This is a genomic window from Mesorhizobium sp. LSHC412B00 (assembly GCF_000503035.1).
Lineage (GTDB): Bacteria > Pseudomonadota > Alphaproteobacteria > Rhizobiales > Rhizobiaceae > Mesorhizobium.
Window position 1 is genome coordinate 85,690 of record NZ_AYWB01000011.1, and the last position, 16,281, is coordinate 101,970.

16 protein-coding genes and 1 pseudogene are annotated in these 16,281 nt (G+C 62.7%); 5 read left to right on the forward strand and 12 right to left on the reverse strand.

From position 1 onward, the window contains the following. The first annotated feature begins 210 nt into the window (after positions 1 to 210). Positions 211 to 1,155: a carbohydrate kinase family protein gene (locus X757_RS144740; RefSeq protein WP_023709317.1), complete on the forward strand. Its 945-nt coding sequence runs from the start codon at positions 211 to 213 to the stop codon at positions 1,153 to 1,155. A gap of 70 nt (positions 1,156 to 1,225) precedes the next feature. Continuing rightward, positions 1,226 to 2,143: a pseudouridine-5'-phosphate glycosidase gene (locus tag X757_RS144735; RefSeq protein ID WP_023726931.1), complete on the forward strand. Its 918-nt coding sequence runs from the start codon at positions 1,226 to 1,228 to the stop codon at positions 2,141 to 2,143. A gap of 200 nt (positions 2,144 to 2,343) precedes the next feature. Here the strand turns inward: X757_RS144735 and X757_RS144730 are convergent, their stop codons facing one another. Then, positions 2,344 to 2,667: a TfoX/Sxy family protein gene (locus tag X757_RS144730; RefSeq protein ID WP_023669120.1), complete on the reverse strand. Its 324-nt coding sequence runs from the start codon at positions 2,665 to 2,667 to the stop codon at positions 2,344 to 2,346. Between the two features lie 83 nt (positions 2,668 to 2,750). Between X757_RS144730 and X757_RS144725 the strand changes: the two genes are divergently transcribed. Further along, positions 2,751 to 3,248 (forward strand): GFA family protein, encoded by a 498-nt coding sequence (locus X757_RS144725; protein ID WP_023669121.1) that lies wholly within the window; start codon positions 2,751 to 2,753, stop codon positions 3,246 to 3,248. An 87-nt stretch (positions 3,249 to 3,335) separates the two neighbouring features. Here X757_RS144725 and sufA read toward each other — a convergent pair whose 3' ends face one another. From sufA to X757_RS144695, 7 genes and pseudogenes are all read right to left on the reverse strand, one after another. Then, positions 3,336 to 3,716 (reverse strand): Fe-S cluster assembly scaffold SufA, encoded by a 381-nt coding sequence (sufA, locus tag X757_RS144720; RefSeq protein ID WP_013532156.1) that lies wholly within the window; start codon positions 3,714 to 3,716, stop codon positions 3,336 to 3,338. Positions 3,717 to 3,821: 105 nt separating this feature from the next. Continuing rightward, positions 3,822 to 4,284 (reverse strand): annotated as a pseudogene (locus tag X757_RS01000000165045) (SUF system Fe-S cluster assembly protein). A gap of 21 nt (positions 4,285 to 4,305) precedes the next feature. Beyond that, complete coding sequence (locus tag X757_RS144715) at positions 4,306 to 5,547, reverse strand: cysteine desulfurase (protein ID WP_023684864.1); 1,242 nt, start codon at positions 5,545 to 5,547, stop codon at positions 4,306 to 4,308. Positions 5,548 to 5,679: 132 nt separating this feature from the next. Further along, the gene (gene sufD / locus X757_RS144710; protein ID WP_023726932.1) at positions 5,680 to 6,948 is read right to left on the reverse strand and encodes a Fe-S cluster assembly protein SufD; all 1,269 of its coding nucleotides are present in this window, start codon (positions 6,946 to 6,948) and stop codon (positions 5,680 to 5,682) included. A 43-nt stretch (positions 6,949 to 6,991) separates the two neighbouring features. Next, the gene (gene sufC / locus X757_RS144705) at positions 6,992 to 7,747 is read right to left on the reverse strand and encodes a Fe-S cluster assembly ATPase SufC (protein WP_023711504.1); all 756 of its coding nucleotides are present in this window, start codon (positions 7,745 to 7,747) and stop codon (positions 6,992 to 6,994) included. A gap of 27 nt (positions 7,748 to 7,774) precedes the next feature. After that, positions 7,775 to 9,292, reverse strand: coding sequence for a Fe-S cluster assembly protein SufB (gene sufB / locus X757_RS144700; protein ID WP_023684859.1), 1,518 nt, complete (start codon positions 9,290 to 9,292; stop codon positions 7,775 to 7,777). A 185-nt stretch (positions 9,293 to 9,477) separates the two neighbouring features. Further along, complete coding sequence (locus X757_RS144695) at positions 9,478 to 10,641, reverse strand: cysteine desulfurase family protein (RefSeq protein ID WP_023726933.1); 1,164 nt, start codon at positions 10,639 to 10,641, stop codon at positions 9,478 to 9,480. Positions 10,642 to 10,897: 256 nt separating this feature from the next. On the opposite strand from X757_RS144695, the gene X757_RS144690 reads away from it, so the two are divergent. Beyond that, entirely contained in the window at positions 10,898 to 11,572 is a 675-nt protein-coding gene (locus X757_RS144690) for an alpha/beta hydrolase (protein WP_023669128.1), read from the forward strand. Positions 11,573 to 11,786: 214 nt separating this feature from the next. Beyond that, entirely contained in the window at positions 11,787 to 12,434 is a 648-nt protein-coding gene (locus tag X757_RS144685) for an FMN-binding negative transcriptional regulator (RefSeq protein ID WP_023700865.1), read from the forward strand. Between the two features lie 38 nt (positions 12,435 to 12,472). On the opposite strand, the gene X757_RS144680 is transcribed toward X757_RS144685, so the two are convergent. The 4 genes from X757_RS144680 to X757_RS144665 are packed head-to-tail and all read right to left on the reverse strand — an operon-like array spanning position 12,473 to position 16,161. After that, positions 12,473 to 13,369: a phosphatase PAP2 family protein gene (locus X757_RS144680; RefSeq protein WP_023726934.1), complete on the reverse strand. Its 897-nt coding sequence runs from the start codon at positions 13,367 to 13,369 to the stop codon at positions 12,473 to 12,475. 30 nt (positions 13,370 to 13,399) lie between these two features. Next, positions 13,400 to 15,043 (reverse strand): glycosyltransferase family 39 protein, encoded by a 1,644-nt coding sequence (locus tag X757_RS144675; RefSeq protein ID WP_023726935.1) that lies wholly within the window; start codon positions 15,041 to 15,043, stop codon positions 13,400 to 13,402. Between the two features lie 58 nt (positions 15,044 to 15,101). Then, on the reverse strand, positions 15,102 to 15,434 hold the full coding sequence (locus X757_RS144670; protein ID WP_023669132.1) for a lipid-A-disaccharide synthase N-terminal domain-containing protein: 333 nt from the start codon (positions 15,432 to 15,434) through the stop codon (positions 15,102 to 15,104). Further along, the gene (locus X757_RS144665) at positions 15,427 to 16,161 is read right to left on the reverse strand and encodes a glycosyltransferase family 2 protein (RefSeq protein ID WP_023726936.1); all 735 of its coding nucleotides are present in this window, start codon (positions 16,159 to 16,161) and stop codon (positions 15,427 to 15,429) included. Before X757_RS144665 ends, X757_RS144670 begins: the two co-directional genes overlap by 8 nt. Positions 16,162 to 16,281 lie beyond the last annotated feature (120 nt).

Genomic DNA, 16,281 nt, shown 5'->3' on the forward strand with positions numbered 1-16,281 from the left:
TCTCGTTTGGCAAGAGGGATCAAATAACTGAAAAACAATCATTATCCGGATTTGTTCTTTTTTTGTCTCGTGGTTTGGTTTTCGGACGCGTTCCGCATTGGGCCAGATGCTCCGGCTGTTTCGATCGGCCGAATCGCCGGCTCGCCTGCGAAGCTCGGTCGCACAGCCTAGCGCTTGTGCGGCTCGAATAACAAAGGTCATATCGCCGGCATGGTGAAATCAGCAAAGATACTGGCGGTGGGCGGCGCCCATATCGATCGCCGCGGCCAGGTGTCGGGTACGTACGTGCCCGCGGCGTCCAACCCCGGCACGATGCGCGAGGATGTCGGCGGCGGCGTATTCAACGCGCTGCGCAGCCTGGTGCGGCGCGGCGTCTCGGCCTCGCTTTTGTCGGTGCGCGGCGGCGATGCCTCGGCCGAGACGGTTGCGCGCGCCATCGCCGACTCCGGCATTGCCGACCTGTCGGCGGTTTTCCTCGACCGCACGACGCCGAGCTACACGGCGCTGATCGATCGCGACGGCGAGCTGATCACCGGCTTTGCCGATATGGCGCTCTACGATTTGGCGTTCCCCAAGCAGATCCGCCGCTCCAAGGTGCGCGAGGTGGTCGCCGAGGCCGATGCGGTGCTCTGCGACGCCAATCTGCCATCAACGGCGCTGGAGCGGCTGGTGGGGCTCGCCGCCGGCAAGCCGGTGTTCGCCATCGCCATTTCGCCGGCCAAGGTGGTGCGGCTGATACCGGTGCTGAAGGAACTCGCGCAGGTCTTCATGAACCGGCGCGAGGCCATGGTGCTGGCCGGCGTCGATGCCAATGCCACCGAGCGCGAGACCGTCGACGGACTGCGCTGCAGCGGCCTCACCAGTGGCGTGGTGACGGCGGGCGACGGCCCGGTGCTGGGATTCGACGAAGCCGGCGCCTTCTCTATCCTGCCGCCGGCGCCGAGAAAAGTCGCCGACGTCACCGGCGCCGGCGACGCGCTGGCCGGCGCCACCATCGCTGCCCTGCTGCGCGGCCTGCCCCTGCGCCAGGCATTGCGCGAGGGCGTTGCCGCCGCCACGCTGGCCATTGAAAGCGCCGACGCGGTTCCGGCCTTCACGATTGCGACCTTCACTGAGGCACTGGCTCTTGTGCCCGACGCGCAGGAAATGGCATGAGGGCGGCCAATTGCCATTGCCGGAGCGCGACGTCCAAGCGGACGCGCGGATCTCCGGATCGGAGACCATCATGACACCGCAAAGCGCCCGCCCCTTCATCGACCTCCACGCGCCCGTGGCCGAGGCGCTCGCCGCTGGCCGCCCCGTCGTGGCGCTGGAAAGCACCATCATCACCCATGGCATGCCTTACCCCGACAATGGCGCCATGGCCGCCAATGTCGAAAAGATCATCCTGGACAATGGCGCGGTGCCGGCGACGATCGCCGTGGTCGCCGGCCGCATCAAGATCGGACTGTCCGACGGCGAGCGCGAGTCGCTGGCCATGACCGGCGATGCCATGAAGCTGTCGCGCGCCGACCTCGGCTTTGCGGTGGCGCAAGGCCGCACCGGCGGCACCACGGTCGCCGCCACCATGATCGCCGCTGACATGGTCGGGATAAAGGTGTTCGCCACCGGCGGCATTGGCGGCGTCCACAAGGGCGCGGAAAAGAGCTTCGACATCTCGGCCGATCTCGACGAGTTGGCGCGCACGCCGGTCATCGTCGTCTCGGCCGGCGCCAAGGCGATCCTCGACATCGAAAAGACGCTGGAAGTGCTGGAGACGCGCGGCGTGCCGGTGATTGGCCATGGCTGCGAGACGATGCCGGCCTTCTGGTCGCGGCATTCGCCGTTCCGCGCGCCGCTGACCCTGCACAGACCGGAAGAGATCGCGCATTTCTACAAGACCAGGGCGGCACTTGGCCTGGTCGGCGGCATGCTGATCGCCAACCCGGTGCCGCAGGACGATGAAATTCCGGCCGACGAGATGGCCGGCTATATCGAGGCCGCGCAGAAGGCGGCGGAAGTGCAGAATGTGACCGGAAAGGCGGTGACGCCGTTCCTGTTGGGCAAAATCCTCGAACTGACCGGCGGCCGGAGCTTGAAGACCAACATCGCGCTGGTCGAGAACAATGCGCGGTTGGCGGCGAGGATTGCGAAGGCGCTGTAGGATCGCCTACGTCGGCGGGACAGCACCCCCCTGGCCTGCCGGCCATCTCCCCCGCAAGGAGGGAGATTAACAGCTTAGCCGCAGGCTCCCATTTTCAACGTTGGTGATTGGCGAAGGCCAATGTGACAACTGATCTCCCCCCTTGCGGGGGAGATGTCCGGCAGGACAGAGGGGGTGGGAAGAAACGCGGCGGTCCCGGTTCACTTCCCCGCCCGGCGTCCCGCCTCATACGCCCGGCGCGCCCACACCCTCATCTCGTCAGGGTCATCAAACGCGTCGTCGGGAATGCTCCAGTACGGCATCGCGACCAGCTTGCCGTGGCGGGTGCCGGTATAGGTCCATTGCTTGCAGCCGGCGGCTTCGAAGTCGGGCGCGCTTTGCTCGTCAGCCTTGAGCAGCAATTCGCCGCGCAGCACGATGGCGACGATGACGCCGTCGAAATAGATACCCTTGCCGCCGAACAGTTTTCGGATACTGACCGGGCCGAGGCCTTCGAACAGCTCTTCGATGCGTTCATTGTCCATGCCGCAATCATGTCACCGGGCTTGCCACGGCTGCAATCAAAAACCATGCTGGCAAGTTGAGAGTCATCCGTCGGAGTTTTGTCCTGCCGCTGCTGCTCAAGGGATCCTGCCGCTGCGATGCCGTCCATTTCGAGGTGGAGAGCAACACGCCGGTGCCGTTCATGCTGTGCTACTGCTCGATCTGCCGCAAGCAGCAGGGCGGCGGCGGCTTCGCCATCAATCTCGGCGCCGATTACAAGACGCTGAAAATCAAGGGCAAGCGCAATCTCGGCGTCTACCAGGCCGAGATCGCGGACGACGAGCATCCAAAGTGTGAGATTTCGACGGGCGAGCGCAATTTCTGCAAGAAGTGCGGTTCGGCGCTCTGGCTCTACGATCCGACATGGCCGGACCTGGTCCACCCGTTCGCCTCGGCAATCGACAGCGAGTTGCCGAAGCCGCCGGAGAAGGTGCATCTGATGTTGAAATACAAGGCGAGTTGGGTCGAGCCGGTGATCGGCAAGAAGGACAATGCGTTCGACGTCTATCCCGAGGAATCCATCGCCGACTGGCATAAACGGACGAAGATGTGGGTGAAGTGAGGCTCGGAGCGCGACTTCCGATAGTCAGCGCTGCCCCTCATCCGTCACTTCGTGACACCTTCTTCCCGTTCATGGGGAGAAGGAAGATCAGGCCGAAGCGCGCGCTTCAGCCAGCGCCTTCAGATCGGCGGGCTTCAGTTCGACGGATTCGCCGCAGCCGCAGGCCGAACTCTGGTTCGGGTTGTGGAAGGTGAAGCCGGTGCGCAGCGTGGTCTGCTCGAAATCCATCTCGGTGCCGAACAGGAAAAGGGCAGCCTCGGGCGCGACATAGACATGCGCGCCGTCGCGTTCGATATGGTCGTCCTTGGTATTGGGCTCGGTCACCAGGTCGACCGTGTATTCCATGCCGGCGCAGCCGCCCTTCTTGATGCCGAGGCGAATGCCATGCGCATTGTCGCGCGTGGCGACGATCTCGCGCACCCGGTCGGCGGCCTTTTCGGTCATCGTGATGACGGCGAAGCGTCCCATTCTTTTTCCTCTTCCATTCCATGCAGGTTCAAGGCCTGCCGAATGATTCCTCACCTAAAATGGTGAAGTTTTACCACTGGTGCAAGTGCACCAACCTCAGTCAACCTAGTACCAGCCCACCGCCACCTGCGCCTCTTCCGACATGCGGTCGGGCGACCAGGGCGGGTCGAAGGTCATGTTGACCTCGACGCCGGAAACGCCTTCGACGGCGCCGACGGCGTTTTCCACCCAGCCTGGCATTTCGCCGGCCACCGGACAGCCGGGCGCGGTCAGCGTCATGTCGATCTTGACCGCGCGGTTGTCCTCGATGTCGATCTTGTAGATGAGGCCGAGCTCATAGATGTCGGCCGGTATTTCCGGGTCATAGACCGTCTTCAGCGCCGAGACGATGTCGTCGGTCAGCCGCGCCNTCATAGATGTCGGCCGGTATTTCCGGGTCATAGACCGTCTTCAGCGCCGAGACGATGTCGTCGGTCAGCCGCGCCAGCTCGTCGGCGGGAATTGCCGAGGCGGAAACCACCGGATTGACGGCCGCTTCCGGCGCGGTGGTGTGGCTCGCATCATCCATGGTCGTCATCCAAAGAACCTGTCACCCGAAGAACTTGCGCGCTTTTTCCAGCGCATCGGCCAAAGCGTCGACTTCGGCCCTGGTATTATACATGCCGAACGATGCCCTGCATGTGGAGGTTACGCCAAAGCGTTTCAACAGCGGCTGGGCGCAATGGGTGCCCGCGCGGACGGCAACACCTTGCCTGTCTATCACCATCGACACGTCATGGGCATGAATGCCCTGCAATTCGAAGGAAATGATGGCGCCCTTGTCCGGCGCGTCGCCGAAGATGCGCAGCGAGTTGATGGCGCGCAGCCGTTCATGCGCATAGGTCTTGAGATCGGCCTCATGGGCGGCAATGCGCTCGCGGCCAACCTTTTCCATGTATTCCAATGCTGCACCCAGGCCAATCGCCTGCACGATCGGCGGCGTGCCGGCCTCGAAGCGGTGCGGCGGCTCGTTGTAGGTGACGATGTCTTCAGTCACCTCCTCGATCATTTCGCCGCCGCCCATGAAGGGGCGCATGCCCTGCAGAATGTCCTTCTTGCCGTAAAGCACGCCGATGCCGGACGGCCCGTAAACCTTGTGGCCGGTGAAGACGAAGAAGTCGCAATCCAGATCCTGCACGTCGATCGGCATGTGCACGGCGCTCTGGCTGCCGTCGACAAGTACGGGAATTCCACGCGAATGCGCGATGCGCACGATCTCCTTGATCGGGGTTACCGTGCCCAGCGCGTTCGACATATGCGTGATGGCGACGAGCTTGGTCTTGTCGGTCAGCCGCTTTTCGAATTCCTCGATGTGGAAGATGCCGAGATCGTCGACCGGCACCCAGACCAGCTTGGCGCCCTGCCGCTCCCGGATGAAATGCCACGGCACGATGTTGGAGTGGTGCTCCATGATCGACAGCACGATCTCGTCGCCCGCGCCGATATTGGGCATGCCATAGCCGTAAGCCACGGTGTTGATCGCCGCGGTCGTGTTCGAGGTGAAGACGATGTTGTCGGTGCTTGGCGCATTGAGGAAACGGCGCACCGTCTCGCGTGCCTTCTCATAAGCGTCGGTTGCGGCATTCGACAGGAAATGCAGGCCGCGATGCACGTTGGCGTATTCCTGGGAATAGGCGTGCTGGATCGTATCCAGCACCACCTGCGGCTTCTGCGCCGAGGCGCCATTGTCGAGATAGACCAGCGGTTTGCCGTAGACTTCGCGCGACAGGATCGGGAAGTCGCGGCGGATCGCCTCGACGTCGTATGGGGTTGTTTCGATCTTCTGGTCCATTACAAGCTCTCTTGAGGCACCGCCTCACTTCGTCACGCACCCCTCACCCGACCGAGCTTCGCTCGGCCACCGCCCGGGGCGTGTCACTTGCCTCGCCCGTCCTTCGGACCCACAAGGGGAGAAGGGGAGGCGCTACCCATGCGCCACGAACCAGTCGTCCAGCCTTGTTTCCAGGGCCTCGACGATGGTTTCGTCGTCCAGTTCCTCGATCACTTCGGCGACGAACGCCTTGACCAGCAGGCCACGGGCGCTCTTCTCGTCGATGCCGCGAGCCATCAGGTAGAACAGATGGTTGTGGTCGATCTCGGTAACGGTCGCGCCGTGGCCGCAGATGACGTCGTCGGCGAAGATTTCCAGCTCCGGCTTGGTCGAGAACTCGCCATCATCCGACAAAAGCAGCGTGTTGCAGGCCATCTTGGCGTTGGTCTTCTGCGCGTATTGGTGGACGTTGATGCGGCCCTGGAAGACGCCGCGCGCCTTGCCGGTCACGACATTGCGGATCACTTCCGTCGATGTCGTATGCGGCACGGCATGGTCGAGCACCATGGTCACGTCGGTGTGGGTGTCGCCGGCCAGAAGGTTGATGCCGCGCAATTTGAAATCGGCGCCTTCGCCCGTGGTCTTCACCACGATCTCCTGGCGCACAAGCTTGCCGCCGGCATTCATGAAAAACAGCGTCAGCTTCGAATTCTTGCCGAGATGCGCCTTGAACTGCGCCAGATGGGTGGCCGTCTCCGGCTGTTCCTGGATGATCAGCCAGGTCACCTCGGCGCCCTCGCCCAACACCAGCTGGCTGACGGAGCTGGCCAGAGCCGCGCCCTCGCCCGCCTGACGCTCGACAATCGCAGCCTTGGCGCCGGCGCCGACACGCACGGGAAAGCGCACATGGGTCTGTCCGCCGGCTTGCAGGTTCTGCAATTCGATCGGCTTTTCCAGTGCTGCGCCATCGGCGATGTCGACGAAATAGCCGTCGGCGACGAAAGCAGTGTTCAGCGCGCCGATGGCGTCATCGCTGCCATAGGGGTCGAGGCCGGGTGCAATCGAGCCGTCGGTCAGCTTTTCCGACAGGCGCTGGACGGTCACGCCCTCGATCGCGGGGAATTTCGCACTCGAGACACCGTTCCGAACCGCCAGCACGGCGGAACCTTCGACGATGGGCGTTAGCGTTTTGGCGGCGGCCGTCGGATCGAATGCCGGCACCGCAGTCAACAGCCGGCGCAGGTCAGTGTAATGCCAGGATTCGATGCGCCGCGTCGGCAGCCCGTGCTTGATTGCCTCAATGGCGTCGTCGCGCTTCAGCATCACCGCGCCGTCACCCGGCAGCAACGACAGACGCTCGCCAAAGGCGTCGATCAGCGCCGTTTCGGCCTGCGTGCGCTGGGGTTGTGTATGCATATTCATCAGTTTTGCCCCGCCTTTCAGCATAAAATGGCCTTCTGGCGTCTCACGCGGCTTCGCCGATCACGCCGGCATAGCCATTGGCTTCGAGATCGAGCGCCAGCGACTTGTCGCCGGACTTGATCACCTGGCCCTTGTATAGGACGTGCACGCTATCGGGCACGATGTGCTCGAGCAGGCGCTGGTAGTGGGTGATGACGATGATGGCACGGTCGGCCGAACGCAGCGCGTTGACGCCGTCCGAGACGATCTTCAGCGCATCGATGTCGAGGCCGGAATCGGTCTCGTCGAGCACGCAGAGCTTTGGCTCCAGCAGCTTCATCTGCAGGATCTCGGCCCGCTTCTTCTCGCCGCCGGAAAAGCCGACATTGAGCGGCCGCTTGAGCATCGCCATCTCCATCGAGAGCGAGGCTGCCGCCTCTTTCACCCGCTTCAAAAATTCCGGGATCTTCAGCGGCTCCTCGCCGCGCGCCTTGCGCTGCTCGTTCATCGCCACTTTCAGGAATTCCATGGTCGCGACGCCAGGTATCTCCATCGGATACTGGAAGGCGAGGAAGATGCCCGCGGTGGCGCGCTCGGCCGGATCCATTTCGAGGATCGACTGGCCGTTATAGAGGATGTCGCCTTCGGTGACCTCATAGTCCTCACGGCCGGCGAGGATGTAGGACAGCGTCGATTTGCCCGAGCCGTTCGGACCCATGATGGCAGCGACCTCGCCGTTTTTCACCGTCAGGTTCAGGCCGCGGATGATCTCGGTGCCGTCATCGACGATGCGGGCATGCAGGTTCTTGATCTCAAGCATTTTTTCTTTCCTGGATATATTGTCCGGTCAGCCGACCGAGCCCTCAAGGCTGATGCCGATAAGCTTCTGCGCTTCGACCGCGAACTCCATCGGCAGCTGCTGGATGACATCCTTGACGAAGCCGTTGACGATCAGCGCGATCGCCTCCTCTTCCGGGATGCCGCGCTGCATGACGTAGAATTTCTGGTCCTCGGAAATCTTCGACGTCGTCGCCTCATGCTCGAACTGCGCCGTCGAGTTCTTGGCTTCCATGTAGGGCACGGTGTGGGCGCCGCACTGGTCGCCGATCAGGAGACTATCGCAATTGGTGAAGTTGCGGGCGTTGGTCGCCTTGCGATGCGCCGAAACCTGGCCGCGATAGGTGTTCTGCGAGAAGCCGGCGGCGATGCCCTTGGAAATGATGCGGCTCGACGTGTTCTTGCCGAGATGGATCATTTTGGTGCCGCTATCGACCTGCTGGTAGCCGTTCGACACGGCGATCGAATAGAACTCGCCGGAGGAATCGTCGCCGCGCAGGATGCAGCTGGGATATTTCCAGGTGATCGCCGAACCGGTCTCGACCTGCGTCCACGAGATCTTCGAACGGTCGCCGCGGCAGTCGCCGCGCTTGGTGACGAAATTGTAGATGCCGCCCTTGCCCTCGGCATCGCCGGGGTACCAGTTCTGCACCGTCGAATATTTGATCTCGGCATCGTCGAGCGCCACCAGTTCGACGACGGCGGCATGCAGCTGGTTCTCGTCGCGCTGCGGCGCCGTGCAGCCTTCGAGATAGGAGACGTAAGCCCCCTCCTCGGCGATGATCAGCGTACGCTCGAACTGGCCGGTGTTCTTCTCGTTCATGCGGAAATAGGTCGACAGCTCCATCGGGCAGCGCACGCCCTTGGGCACGAAGACGAACGAGCCGTCGGTGAAGACAGCCGAATTCAGCGTGGCGTAGAAATTGTCGGAGGTCGGCACGACCGAGCCGAGATATTTCTGGACCAGCTCCGGATGCTCGCGGATGGCCTCCGAGATCGAGCAGAAGATGACGCCGGCCTGCGCCAGCTCCTTCTTGAAGGTGGTGACGACGGAAACGGAATCGAACACCGCGTCGACCGCGACACGGCCCGATTTGTAGACATTGTCGCTGGGCTCCTCGAGATCGGAGACGTCGGTCTTCTGCACGCCAGCGAGGATTTCTTGTTCCCGCAGCGGAATGCCGAGCTTCTCGTAGACCTTCAACAGCTCGGGATCGACGTCGCTCAGCGAGGTCGGGCCGGGCGTGCTCTTGGGCGCCGCGTAGTAATAGAGGTCCTGAAAGTCGATCTTCGGATAATGGACGCGCGCCCAGGTCGGCTCTTCCAGCGTCAGCCAGCGCCGATAGGCTTCCAGACGCCATTCCAGCATCCAGGACGGTTCATCCTTCTTGGCCGAGATAAAGCGAATAATGTCTTCGCTCAGGCCCTTGGGGGCCTTGTCCATCGCGATCTCTGTCTGGAATCCGTATTTGTACTGGTCGACGTCGATCTTTCGGACCCGATCGATCGTGTCCTGCACAGCAGGCATAAGCGTTCTCCATCCACGCCGGGGTCAAGGCCCGACAGTTTTCAAACTATGGCATCGCCGAGGGCTGCCCATGAGGCGCCGAAGGCGGCGTAAGTTTCATATAGTGCGTCTCGGCCGGGAATTCACCCGGCCACTTGCAAACGCACGGCTCCACCAGGCCGCGAGGCCTGAATTCTTTGTCGCCTTCAGGCGGCTTGTTCCCTGCCCGCCCGGCGCTGGGCGATTTCGGCCAGCGCCGTACGAAACAGTTCGATGTCCCCGGCGCTCGTTGCGCGACCGATGGACACGCGCAAAGCGCCCAGGCTGTCGCCATAACCCATGGCTTTCAGCACATGGCTCGGCCCGACCTTGCCCGACGAACAGGCCGATCCCGCCGACAGCGCAACGCCAGCCAGATCGAAAGCGATCTGCGCCGTCTCGGCCTTGATGCCGGGAATAGCGAAGAATGTCGTATTGGCAAGCCTTGGCGCGCCGGTTCCGAAGATTTCTGCGTCCGGCACCAGCGTTTTGATGATGGTTTCGACCTCGCCGCGGCGGTGCGCAATCGTATCGACATGGTTCAGTCCAGCCAAAGCCTGCCGCGCCGCGGCGCCAAAGCCGGCGATAGCCGCCAGGTTTTCGGTCCCGCCGCGATGGCCCTTTTCCTGGCCGCCGCCATTGATCAGCGGCTTCGGCATCATCAGATCGGCTGCCGCAACGATGGCGCCGACGCCCTTGGGGCCGCCGATCTTGTGCGAAGACAGAATCAGATAGTCGGCATAACCCTCTGGCATATCGATGGAGACGCGGCCCGCAGCCTGCACGGCATCGACCACCAGAATGCCGCCCGCCGCCTTGACGATTGCAGCGATTGCCTCGATCGGCTGGATGACGCCGGTCTCGTTGTTGGCGGCATGGATGGCGACCAATGGCAGGCCTTCGGCCTTCTCATGCGTGGCCAGAGCGGCTGTCAGCTGAGCGAGGTCGGCAATGCCATCGGCGTCGACGCCGATCCGCGAAACCTGTGTTGCCAGGAAGCGACCGCCGTTCAACAGGCAAGGGTGGTCGGCCTCGCAGACATAGAGCCGGCTCATGCGCACCGTGCCACGGCCCATCCGCCAATCCGGCGTCAGCAGCGTCGATGCGGCTTCCGTCGCGCCGGAGGTGAAGACGACATGCCCGGCCTTGGCGCCGACAAGCGCCGCCACATCGCGCCGGGCAGTGTCGACCAGGCGCCGCGCCGCGCGCCCCTCGGCATGCACCGACGACGGATTGGCGACGAGATCGAGCGCGGCAATCGTCGCCTCGCGCGCCTCGGCAATGAGCGGCGCGCTGGCATTGTAGTCGAGATAGGCGCGTGCAGCGGCCATTTTCACCCAATCGATCCCGTCAAGACCCTTTCCGCAAGGATAGCGCGTTATTTCCTTGAAATTGCAAGGCAAGACGTCCTATTTACGCGGCTTGCGGCGAGGATGGCCGGGCCGTCACGGCTGGCTATCCAGTTTTGAACAATTCTAAACTAGCTTCTAAGAAGACGCTTGCCCTGCGTCAAGGCCCGGAAGGGCTGGGGCTAGAGTAAAGAGTTGTTCCGGGCGCCGCGCATTCGTATGCCATTTGGAGTAGTTCATGCCTGAGGTCATTTTCACCGGTCCGGCCGGCCGCCTGGAGGGCCGCTACCAGCCTTCCAAGGAAAAGAGCGCGCCGATTGCCATCGTGTTGCATCCGCACCCGCAATTCGGCGGCACGATGAACAACAAGATCGTCTATGATCTCTTCTACATGTTCCAGAAGCGCGATTTCACCACGCTTCGCTTCAACTTCCGCGGCATCGGCCGCAGCCAGGGCGAATTCGACCACGGCACCGGCGAATTGTCGGATGCCGCCGCAGCGCTCGACTGGGTGCAGTCGCTGCATCCGGATTCCAAGAGCTGCTGGGTGGCCGGTTATTCCTTCGGCTCCTGGATCGGCATGCAGCTTCTGATGCGCCGGCCCGAGATCGAGGGCTTCATCTCGATCGCGCCGCAGCCCAACACCTATGATTTCTCGTTCCTGGCGCCCTGCCCGTCATCGGGTCTGATCATCCATGGCGATGCCGACAAGGTGGCGCCGCCCAAGGATGTGCAGGGCCTGGTCGACAAGCTGCACACGCAAAAGGGCATCACCATCACGCAGAAGACCTTGCCCGGGGCCAACCACTTCTTCGCCAACGACGCCGATCTGCTGCTCGAGGAATGCGCCGACTATCTCGACCGGCGGCTGGCCGGCGAATTGTCCGATCCGCGGCCGAAGCGGCTGCGCTAAGAGCAACTCCAGGAAAAGTGTAAACCGGTTTTCCGTCCGGAATTGCGTCAAAACAAAAACTCCCGGTCCGATGCCGTGCACAGTCGTGCCCATGACGGGCGCGACAATGCCATTTTCGGCTGATCCAAACGGTGAAGCCCGCCTGACATGTGGCGCGGCTCGGCTGAACGGTGCACAATGCCGGTTCAGCCAGCGCAAGAAGGCATGAACGATCATGTACCAGCCTCCCCATTTCCAGGAAACGCGGCCGGACGTCCTGCACGGGCTGATCCGGACGCATCCGCTGGGGTTGCTGATCTCCAACGGCACCGATGGCCCGGTCGCCAATGCCATTCCTTTCCTGCTTGATGCAGAGGTTGGGCCGAATGGCCGGCTGCGCGCCCATCTGGCCAGGGCCAACCCGCAATGGCGTCAGCTGGCCGACAATCCGACATCGCCGGTGCTGGTCGTCTTCCAGGGCGCCGACGCCTATGTGACGCCGTCCTGGTACGAGACCAAGCGCGAGACCGGCAAGGTCGTGCCGACCTGGAACTACGCCATTGTCCAGGTGCGAGGAACCGTCAGAGTGATCGAGGATTCCGCCTGGATCGCGCAGCAGATCACCGAGCTGACGCTGTCGCAGGAAGGCGCCCGCGAGGCACCCTGGGCGGTGACCGATGCGCCGCCGACCTTCATCCAGTCGCAAATCAAGGGCATTGTCGGGCTTGAGATCGAGATCGCCGAAATCAGCGGCAAGTGGAAAGTCAGCCAGAACCGGCCTGTCGCCGACCGCGTCGGTGTCGCCGAAGGGCTGGAGAAGGACGCCGCCGGCGCGCCCGACATGGCTCGGCTGGTGCGGAGCTGGGGTGGCATCGACAGCTAGCTGGGGTGGTCTTAGATGGTTCCAAAGGCGTCAGCAATTCAGTTGCCTGCCGGCGCTGCTCCAATGCGGAAATTCGTCTGTCTCGGCGCATCGTTTTGGTTTGGTTTGCGAGCCCGACGGAATAGGCGGAACGTAGTTTTTGCCACCGGCAACCCCGACGCCGTGTAGCGGAAGATACATCCCAGCCGGCCAAGCACCATCGCGCAGACGATGGCAACAGCACAGCCAAGGCCGAATCCGGCGACAGTGTCGCTCGGATAGTGCGCGCCGATAAAGATTCGGGTCGATGCGACCGACAAGGTTGCAGCCAGCAGCACCCATCTGCGCTGGGGCAACAACAGCAGCGCAATGCCGAAAATGACACCCATGGTCGTGGCATGGCCGGATGGGAAGCTGGCAAAGCGCGCCTCCATGGAAAAAGGATGCAGCGACAGATCGCCGAGCTTGTCGAAATTCATTGGCCTGGCTCTGCCCACGCCATATTTCAGCACGTTGACGACCATGGCCGAGAGTGCGATCGAACCCAGCACCATGAAAGCAAAGCAGGTCCAGTTGTAGAAGGTCATCCGCGCGCGCCGGGAAAGGCTGCGCCAATCCGTCAGATTCGCGGCAATCAGCACCAGTACCGACGGGACAAGATACCAGCCGCCGAGGCCGAAGAAGGTAAAAAACTCGGCGATGCGAAAGACATTGGTCGAGCCTGAAGCCCACTGCCTCGCCATGGTGCCCGCAAGATGGTCGAAACGGAGCGACACCGCGACCGTCAGCAAAAGCCAGGCCACCACCCAGACCGACCACAGGATTTTCGGGTAGCGCGCCGGGCGCGTCGCCAGGCGATGCCGTACAATCCCGAAAGTATCGCGGAAATTATCGACAGACTGCCGGAGCATGGCAGGCATAGCGGCACGCGCCGGTGATGGCGACTTCATCAACATGCGGAGCTCGGCGCGATCATCGAAGAGCTATTAGTTCGCCACACGGTACAGGCCGAGCGACAATTTATCACCTGACGAATAGTTGATGCCGTCGATCTCGGCGACGCGGCTGGCCTTCTTGCCTTGCCCTGCCAGAAGGTCATCCAGCCGTTTTTGATCGCCGACCGGCGCCAGGCCCAGCGCGCAGGCCGGATCGCCAAGCAGATGTTGCGCAACCCCGTCGACATCGGTCAGTACCGTCTTTGTGCCCACCAGAAATACCAGGCTCGGTTCGTGATATTGCGCGGAGGCGAGCACGCTCATCTCACAGGGACGATCGGCGCGAACCGCAGCCTCGATTTCCCGGCTCATCCAAATCGGTTTCAGTGACGGCACGATGACACCGAACAGCAGGGCGTAGGTTATACCGGCGCAAACCGCAGCCCCGCCGATGCGGACCAGCGGCACCAGCGTCTGGCGCGAAACAGCGAGGTAGCCGGCGCCCAATGCTGCCGCGGCGGCCGGAACGCTCCACCATGAAAATGTCTTCATGAGATAGATCGGCGCACCGACGCAAAGCACGGCGAGACCGACTGTCACCAGAACGGTGCCGAATGCGGTCGCCCACCACAGCCATGTCTGCCAGCGCCTGAGCGGCGCATTTGCCTCTTGCGGTGTCAGCGTCAAAAGCCAGCCGATGAGCAGGGCCATGCCGGGATAGGCCGGCAGCACATAATGCGGCAGTTTCGTCGGGATCAATTCGAAGACGAGCCAGAACGGAATGTACCAGGCGAGGCAGAAACGCAGGCGCGGATCGTCGCGCAATCGGTTGAGCGCCTGCAGTCCGGCGCCGAGCGCCACAAGGCCGAACGGCCACATGAACAGGCAATAGGTCAGCACGTAGAAGCCCGGCGGAACGCCGTGCGACTCCTCGCCTTGCGCGACCTTGCCGAGCATATCCTTGCCGACGGCCTGCTGCAGGAAGGCGCCGTTGCTCTTCCAGGTGATGAGGGCGAGCCAGGGCAGCACGATGAGCAGAACCAGAGCCAGCCCTCGCGCCGCTTTCAGCTTTGCCAGCCAGCACCAATCGCGCTCGAAGGCAACCAGCGTGAGCACCGTCAGCGCCGACAGCAGCGGTGTAATCGGCCCCTTGATGAGGATCGCAGCGCCCTGCGCAGCCCAGAAAATCCACGGCAGATGGCCGGCGACAGGCTCGTTGCGGCGCGATGCCAGATAAATCTGCGCCAGCGCGCCTTGCGCCAGAACGCAGCAGGCAAGCAGCATCGCGTCGGTCTTGGCGTCGCGGCCTTCGAAGGCGGTAGCGAAAATCGCCGCCATGACCAGGCCGGCGGCAAGACCGGCATTGGCGCCGAACAGATTGGCCCCGGTCCAGGCGATTGTGACGACGGCGATGGCGATGCCCAGCGCCGAGATCAGCCGGAAAATCCAGATCGGCGCCTGTGCCCCCTCGCCGCTCAGCGTCACCGCCGCCGATTGCAGCCAGTAGATGCCGATCGGCTTTTGGTAGCGCGACGCGTCCTGGAAGCGGATGTCGACATAGTCGCCGGTCTCCGTCATCTGCTTGGTCGCCTGGACGAAGCGCGGCTCGTCGCGGTCGAGCGGCGGCAAAGAGGCCAGTCCCGACGCCGTCATCACCAGGCTGAACAGGAAGAGAAAGATGTAGTTCCTGCTCATTTCGACACCGGACAGACTGGTCAACACCGGACAGACTGGATTTGGCGGGACTGGTGGCTCAGTCGACCTTGGTCATCGCCGCCTTGCGCTCATTGGCGATGAGCCATAAATTTCTGACATAGATCACCATGCCCATGGCCTGGCCGGCGATGAACACCGGATCCTCACGCTGGATGGCGTAGACCAGCAGCAGCCCGCCGCCGAACAGCGAGAAGAACCAGAAAGCGATCGGCACGACGCTGCGCTTGGCCTTTTCCGAAGCGATCCACTGCACCAGGAAGCGCATGGTGAAGAAGAACTGGGCAACGAAGCCGAGCAGAACCCAGGCGTCGAACTGCTTGACGAAAACCTGGTGCAGCCAGGTCGCCAATTCCTGAAACACGTTAGCCATGCGTGATTTCCTCTACCTTTGGCATTCTGCGGCGCCGGCGCCGAAGCCACCAGACGCCGGCGAGATCGAGCGCGCCCTGCAGGCCGCGATCGAAGATGCCGTAATTCGACTTGCCGTGGCGGCGGGAGCGGTCGACGACGTCGCAATGGACGACGCGGTAGCCTTCCTGGATGACAAGCGCCGGAACGAAACGATGCGTACCGTCGAAAAACGGCAGTTTGCGCAAGATATCGGTGTGGATCGCCTTCAGGCCGCAACCGGTGTCGCGGGTGTCGTCATGCAGGATCGCGCCGCGCAGCCAGTTGGCGAAACGCGATGCCAATTGCTTGATCTTGCTATCGCGGCGCTTCAAGCGCTGCCCCTGCGCGGCTCCGAAACCAGGCCCAGCCTGGCGCAGCGCATCGACCAGCACGGGGATATATTGCGGGTCGTTCTGGCCGTCGCCGTCGATGGTGGCGATTATCGAGCCGCGCGCCGCCCAGGCGCCCGAGCGCACCGAAAGCGACTGGCCGGCGGATTTTTCGTGCCGAAGCTGCCGAAGCGGAAACGGACGTTTGGCGGCTTCAGCGGCAAGCACCGAAGCGGTGTCGTCAGTCGAACCGTCATTGACGACGATGATTTCGAAGTCGCGCCCGGTCATCGCCGCCTCGATCTCGTCGATCAGCAGCGGCAGGTTCGCCGCCTCGTTGCGGCAGGGAATGACGATGGATATCAATGCGTCCGGCATATCGCGTCGGGCTCTGTCACAAGATATGGCATTCGGTGGATGCCGTGCGGTGCCGTTCCAGCGGATCGAACCCGTTGGCGCGGCGCCTCATTACGCCAGCCGACAGGATGAAGCAAGCAT

Bases quoted from the DNA above. Each gene is read 5' to 3' on its own strand.
- sufD (WP_023726932.1), bottom strand. From the start codon at position 6,948: ATGAATATGCATACACAACCCCAGCGCACGCAGGCCGAAACGGCGCTG.
- sufB (WP_023684859.1), bottom strand. From the start codon at position 9,292: ATGCCTGCTGTGCAGGACACGATCGATCGGGTCCGAAAGATCGACGTC.
- X757_RS144670 (WP_023669132.1), bottom strand. From the start codon at position 15,434: ATGGCTAACGTGTTTCAGGAATTGGCGACCTGGCTGCACCAGGTTTTC.
- X757_RS144680 (WP_023726934.1), bottom strand. From the start codon at position 13,369: ATGTTGATGAAGTCGCCATCACCGGCGCGTGCCGCTATGCCTGCCATG.
- sufA (WP_013532156.1), bottom strand. From the start codon at position 3,716: ATGGGACGCTTCGCCGTCATCACGATGACCGAAAAGGCCGCCGACCGG.
- sufC (WP_023711504.1), bottom strand. From the start codon at position 7,747: ATGCTTGAGATCAAGAACCTGCATGCCCGCATCGTCGATGACGGCACC.
- X757_RS144685 (WP_023700865.1), top strand. From the start codon at position 11,787: ATGTACCAGCCTCCCCATTTCCAGGAAACGCGGCCGGACGTCCTGCAC.
- X757_RS144740 (WP_023709317.1), top strand. From the start codon at position 211: ATGGTGAAATCAGCAAAGATACTGGCGGTGGGCGGCGCCCATATCGAT.
- X757_RS144730 (WP_023669120.1), bottom strand. From the start codon at position 2,667: ATGGACAATGAACGCATCGAAGAGCTGTTCGAAGGCCTCGGCCCGGTC.
- X757_RS144715 (WP_023684864.1), bottom strand. From the start codon at position 5,547: ATGGACCAGAAGATCGAAACAACCCCATACGACGTCGAGGCGATCCGC.
- X757_RS144690 (WP_023669128.1), top strand. From the start codon at position 10,898: ATGCCTGAGGTCATTTTCACCGGTCCGGCCGGCCGCCTGGAGGGCCGC.
- X757_RS144695 (WP_023726933.1), bottom strand. From the start codon at position 10,641: ATGGCCGCTGCACGCGCCTATCTCGACTACAATGCCAGCGCGCCGCTC.
- X757_RS144665 (WP_023726936.1), bottom strand. From the start codon at position 16,161: ATGCCGGACGCATTGATATCCATCGTCATTCCCTGCCGCAACGAGGCG.
- X757_RS144735 (WP_023726931.1), top strand. From the start codon at position 1,226: ATGACACCGCAAAGCGCCCGCCCCTTCATCGACCTCCACGCGCCCGTG.
- X757_RS144675 (WP_023726935.1), bottom strand. From the start codon at position 15,043: ATGAGCAGGAACTACATCTTTCTCTTCCTGTTCAGCCTGGTGATGACG.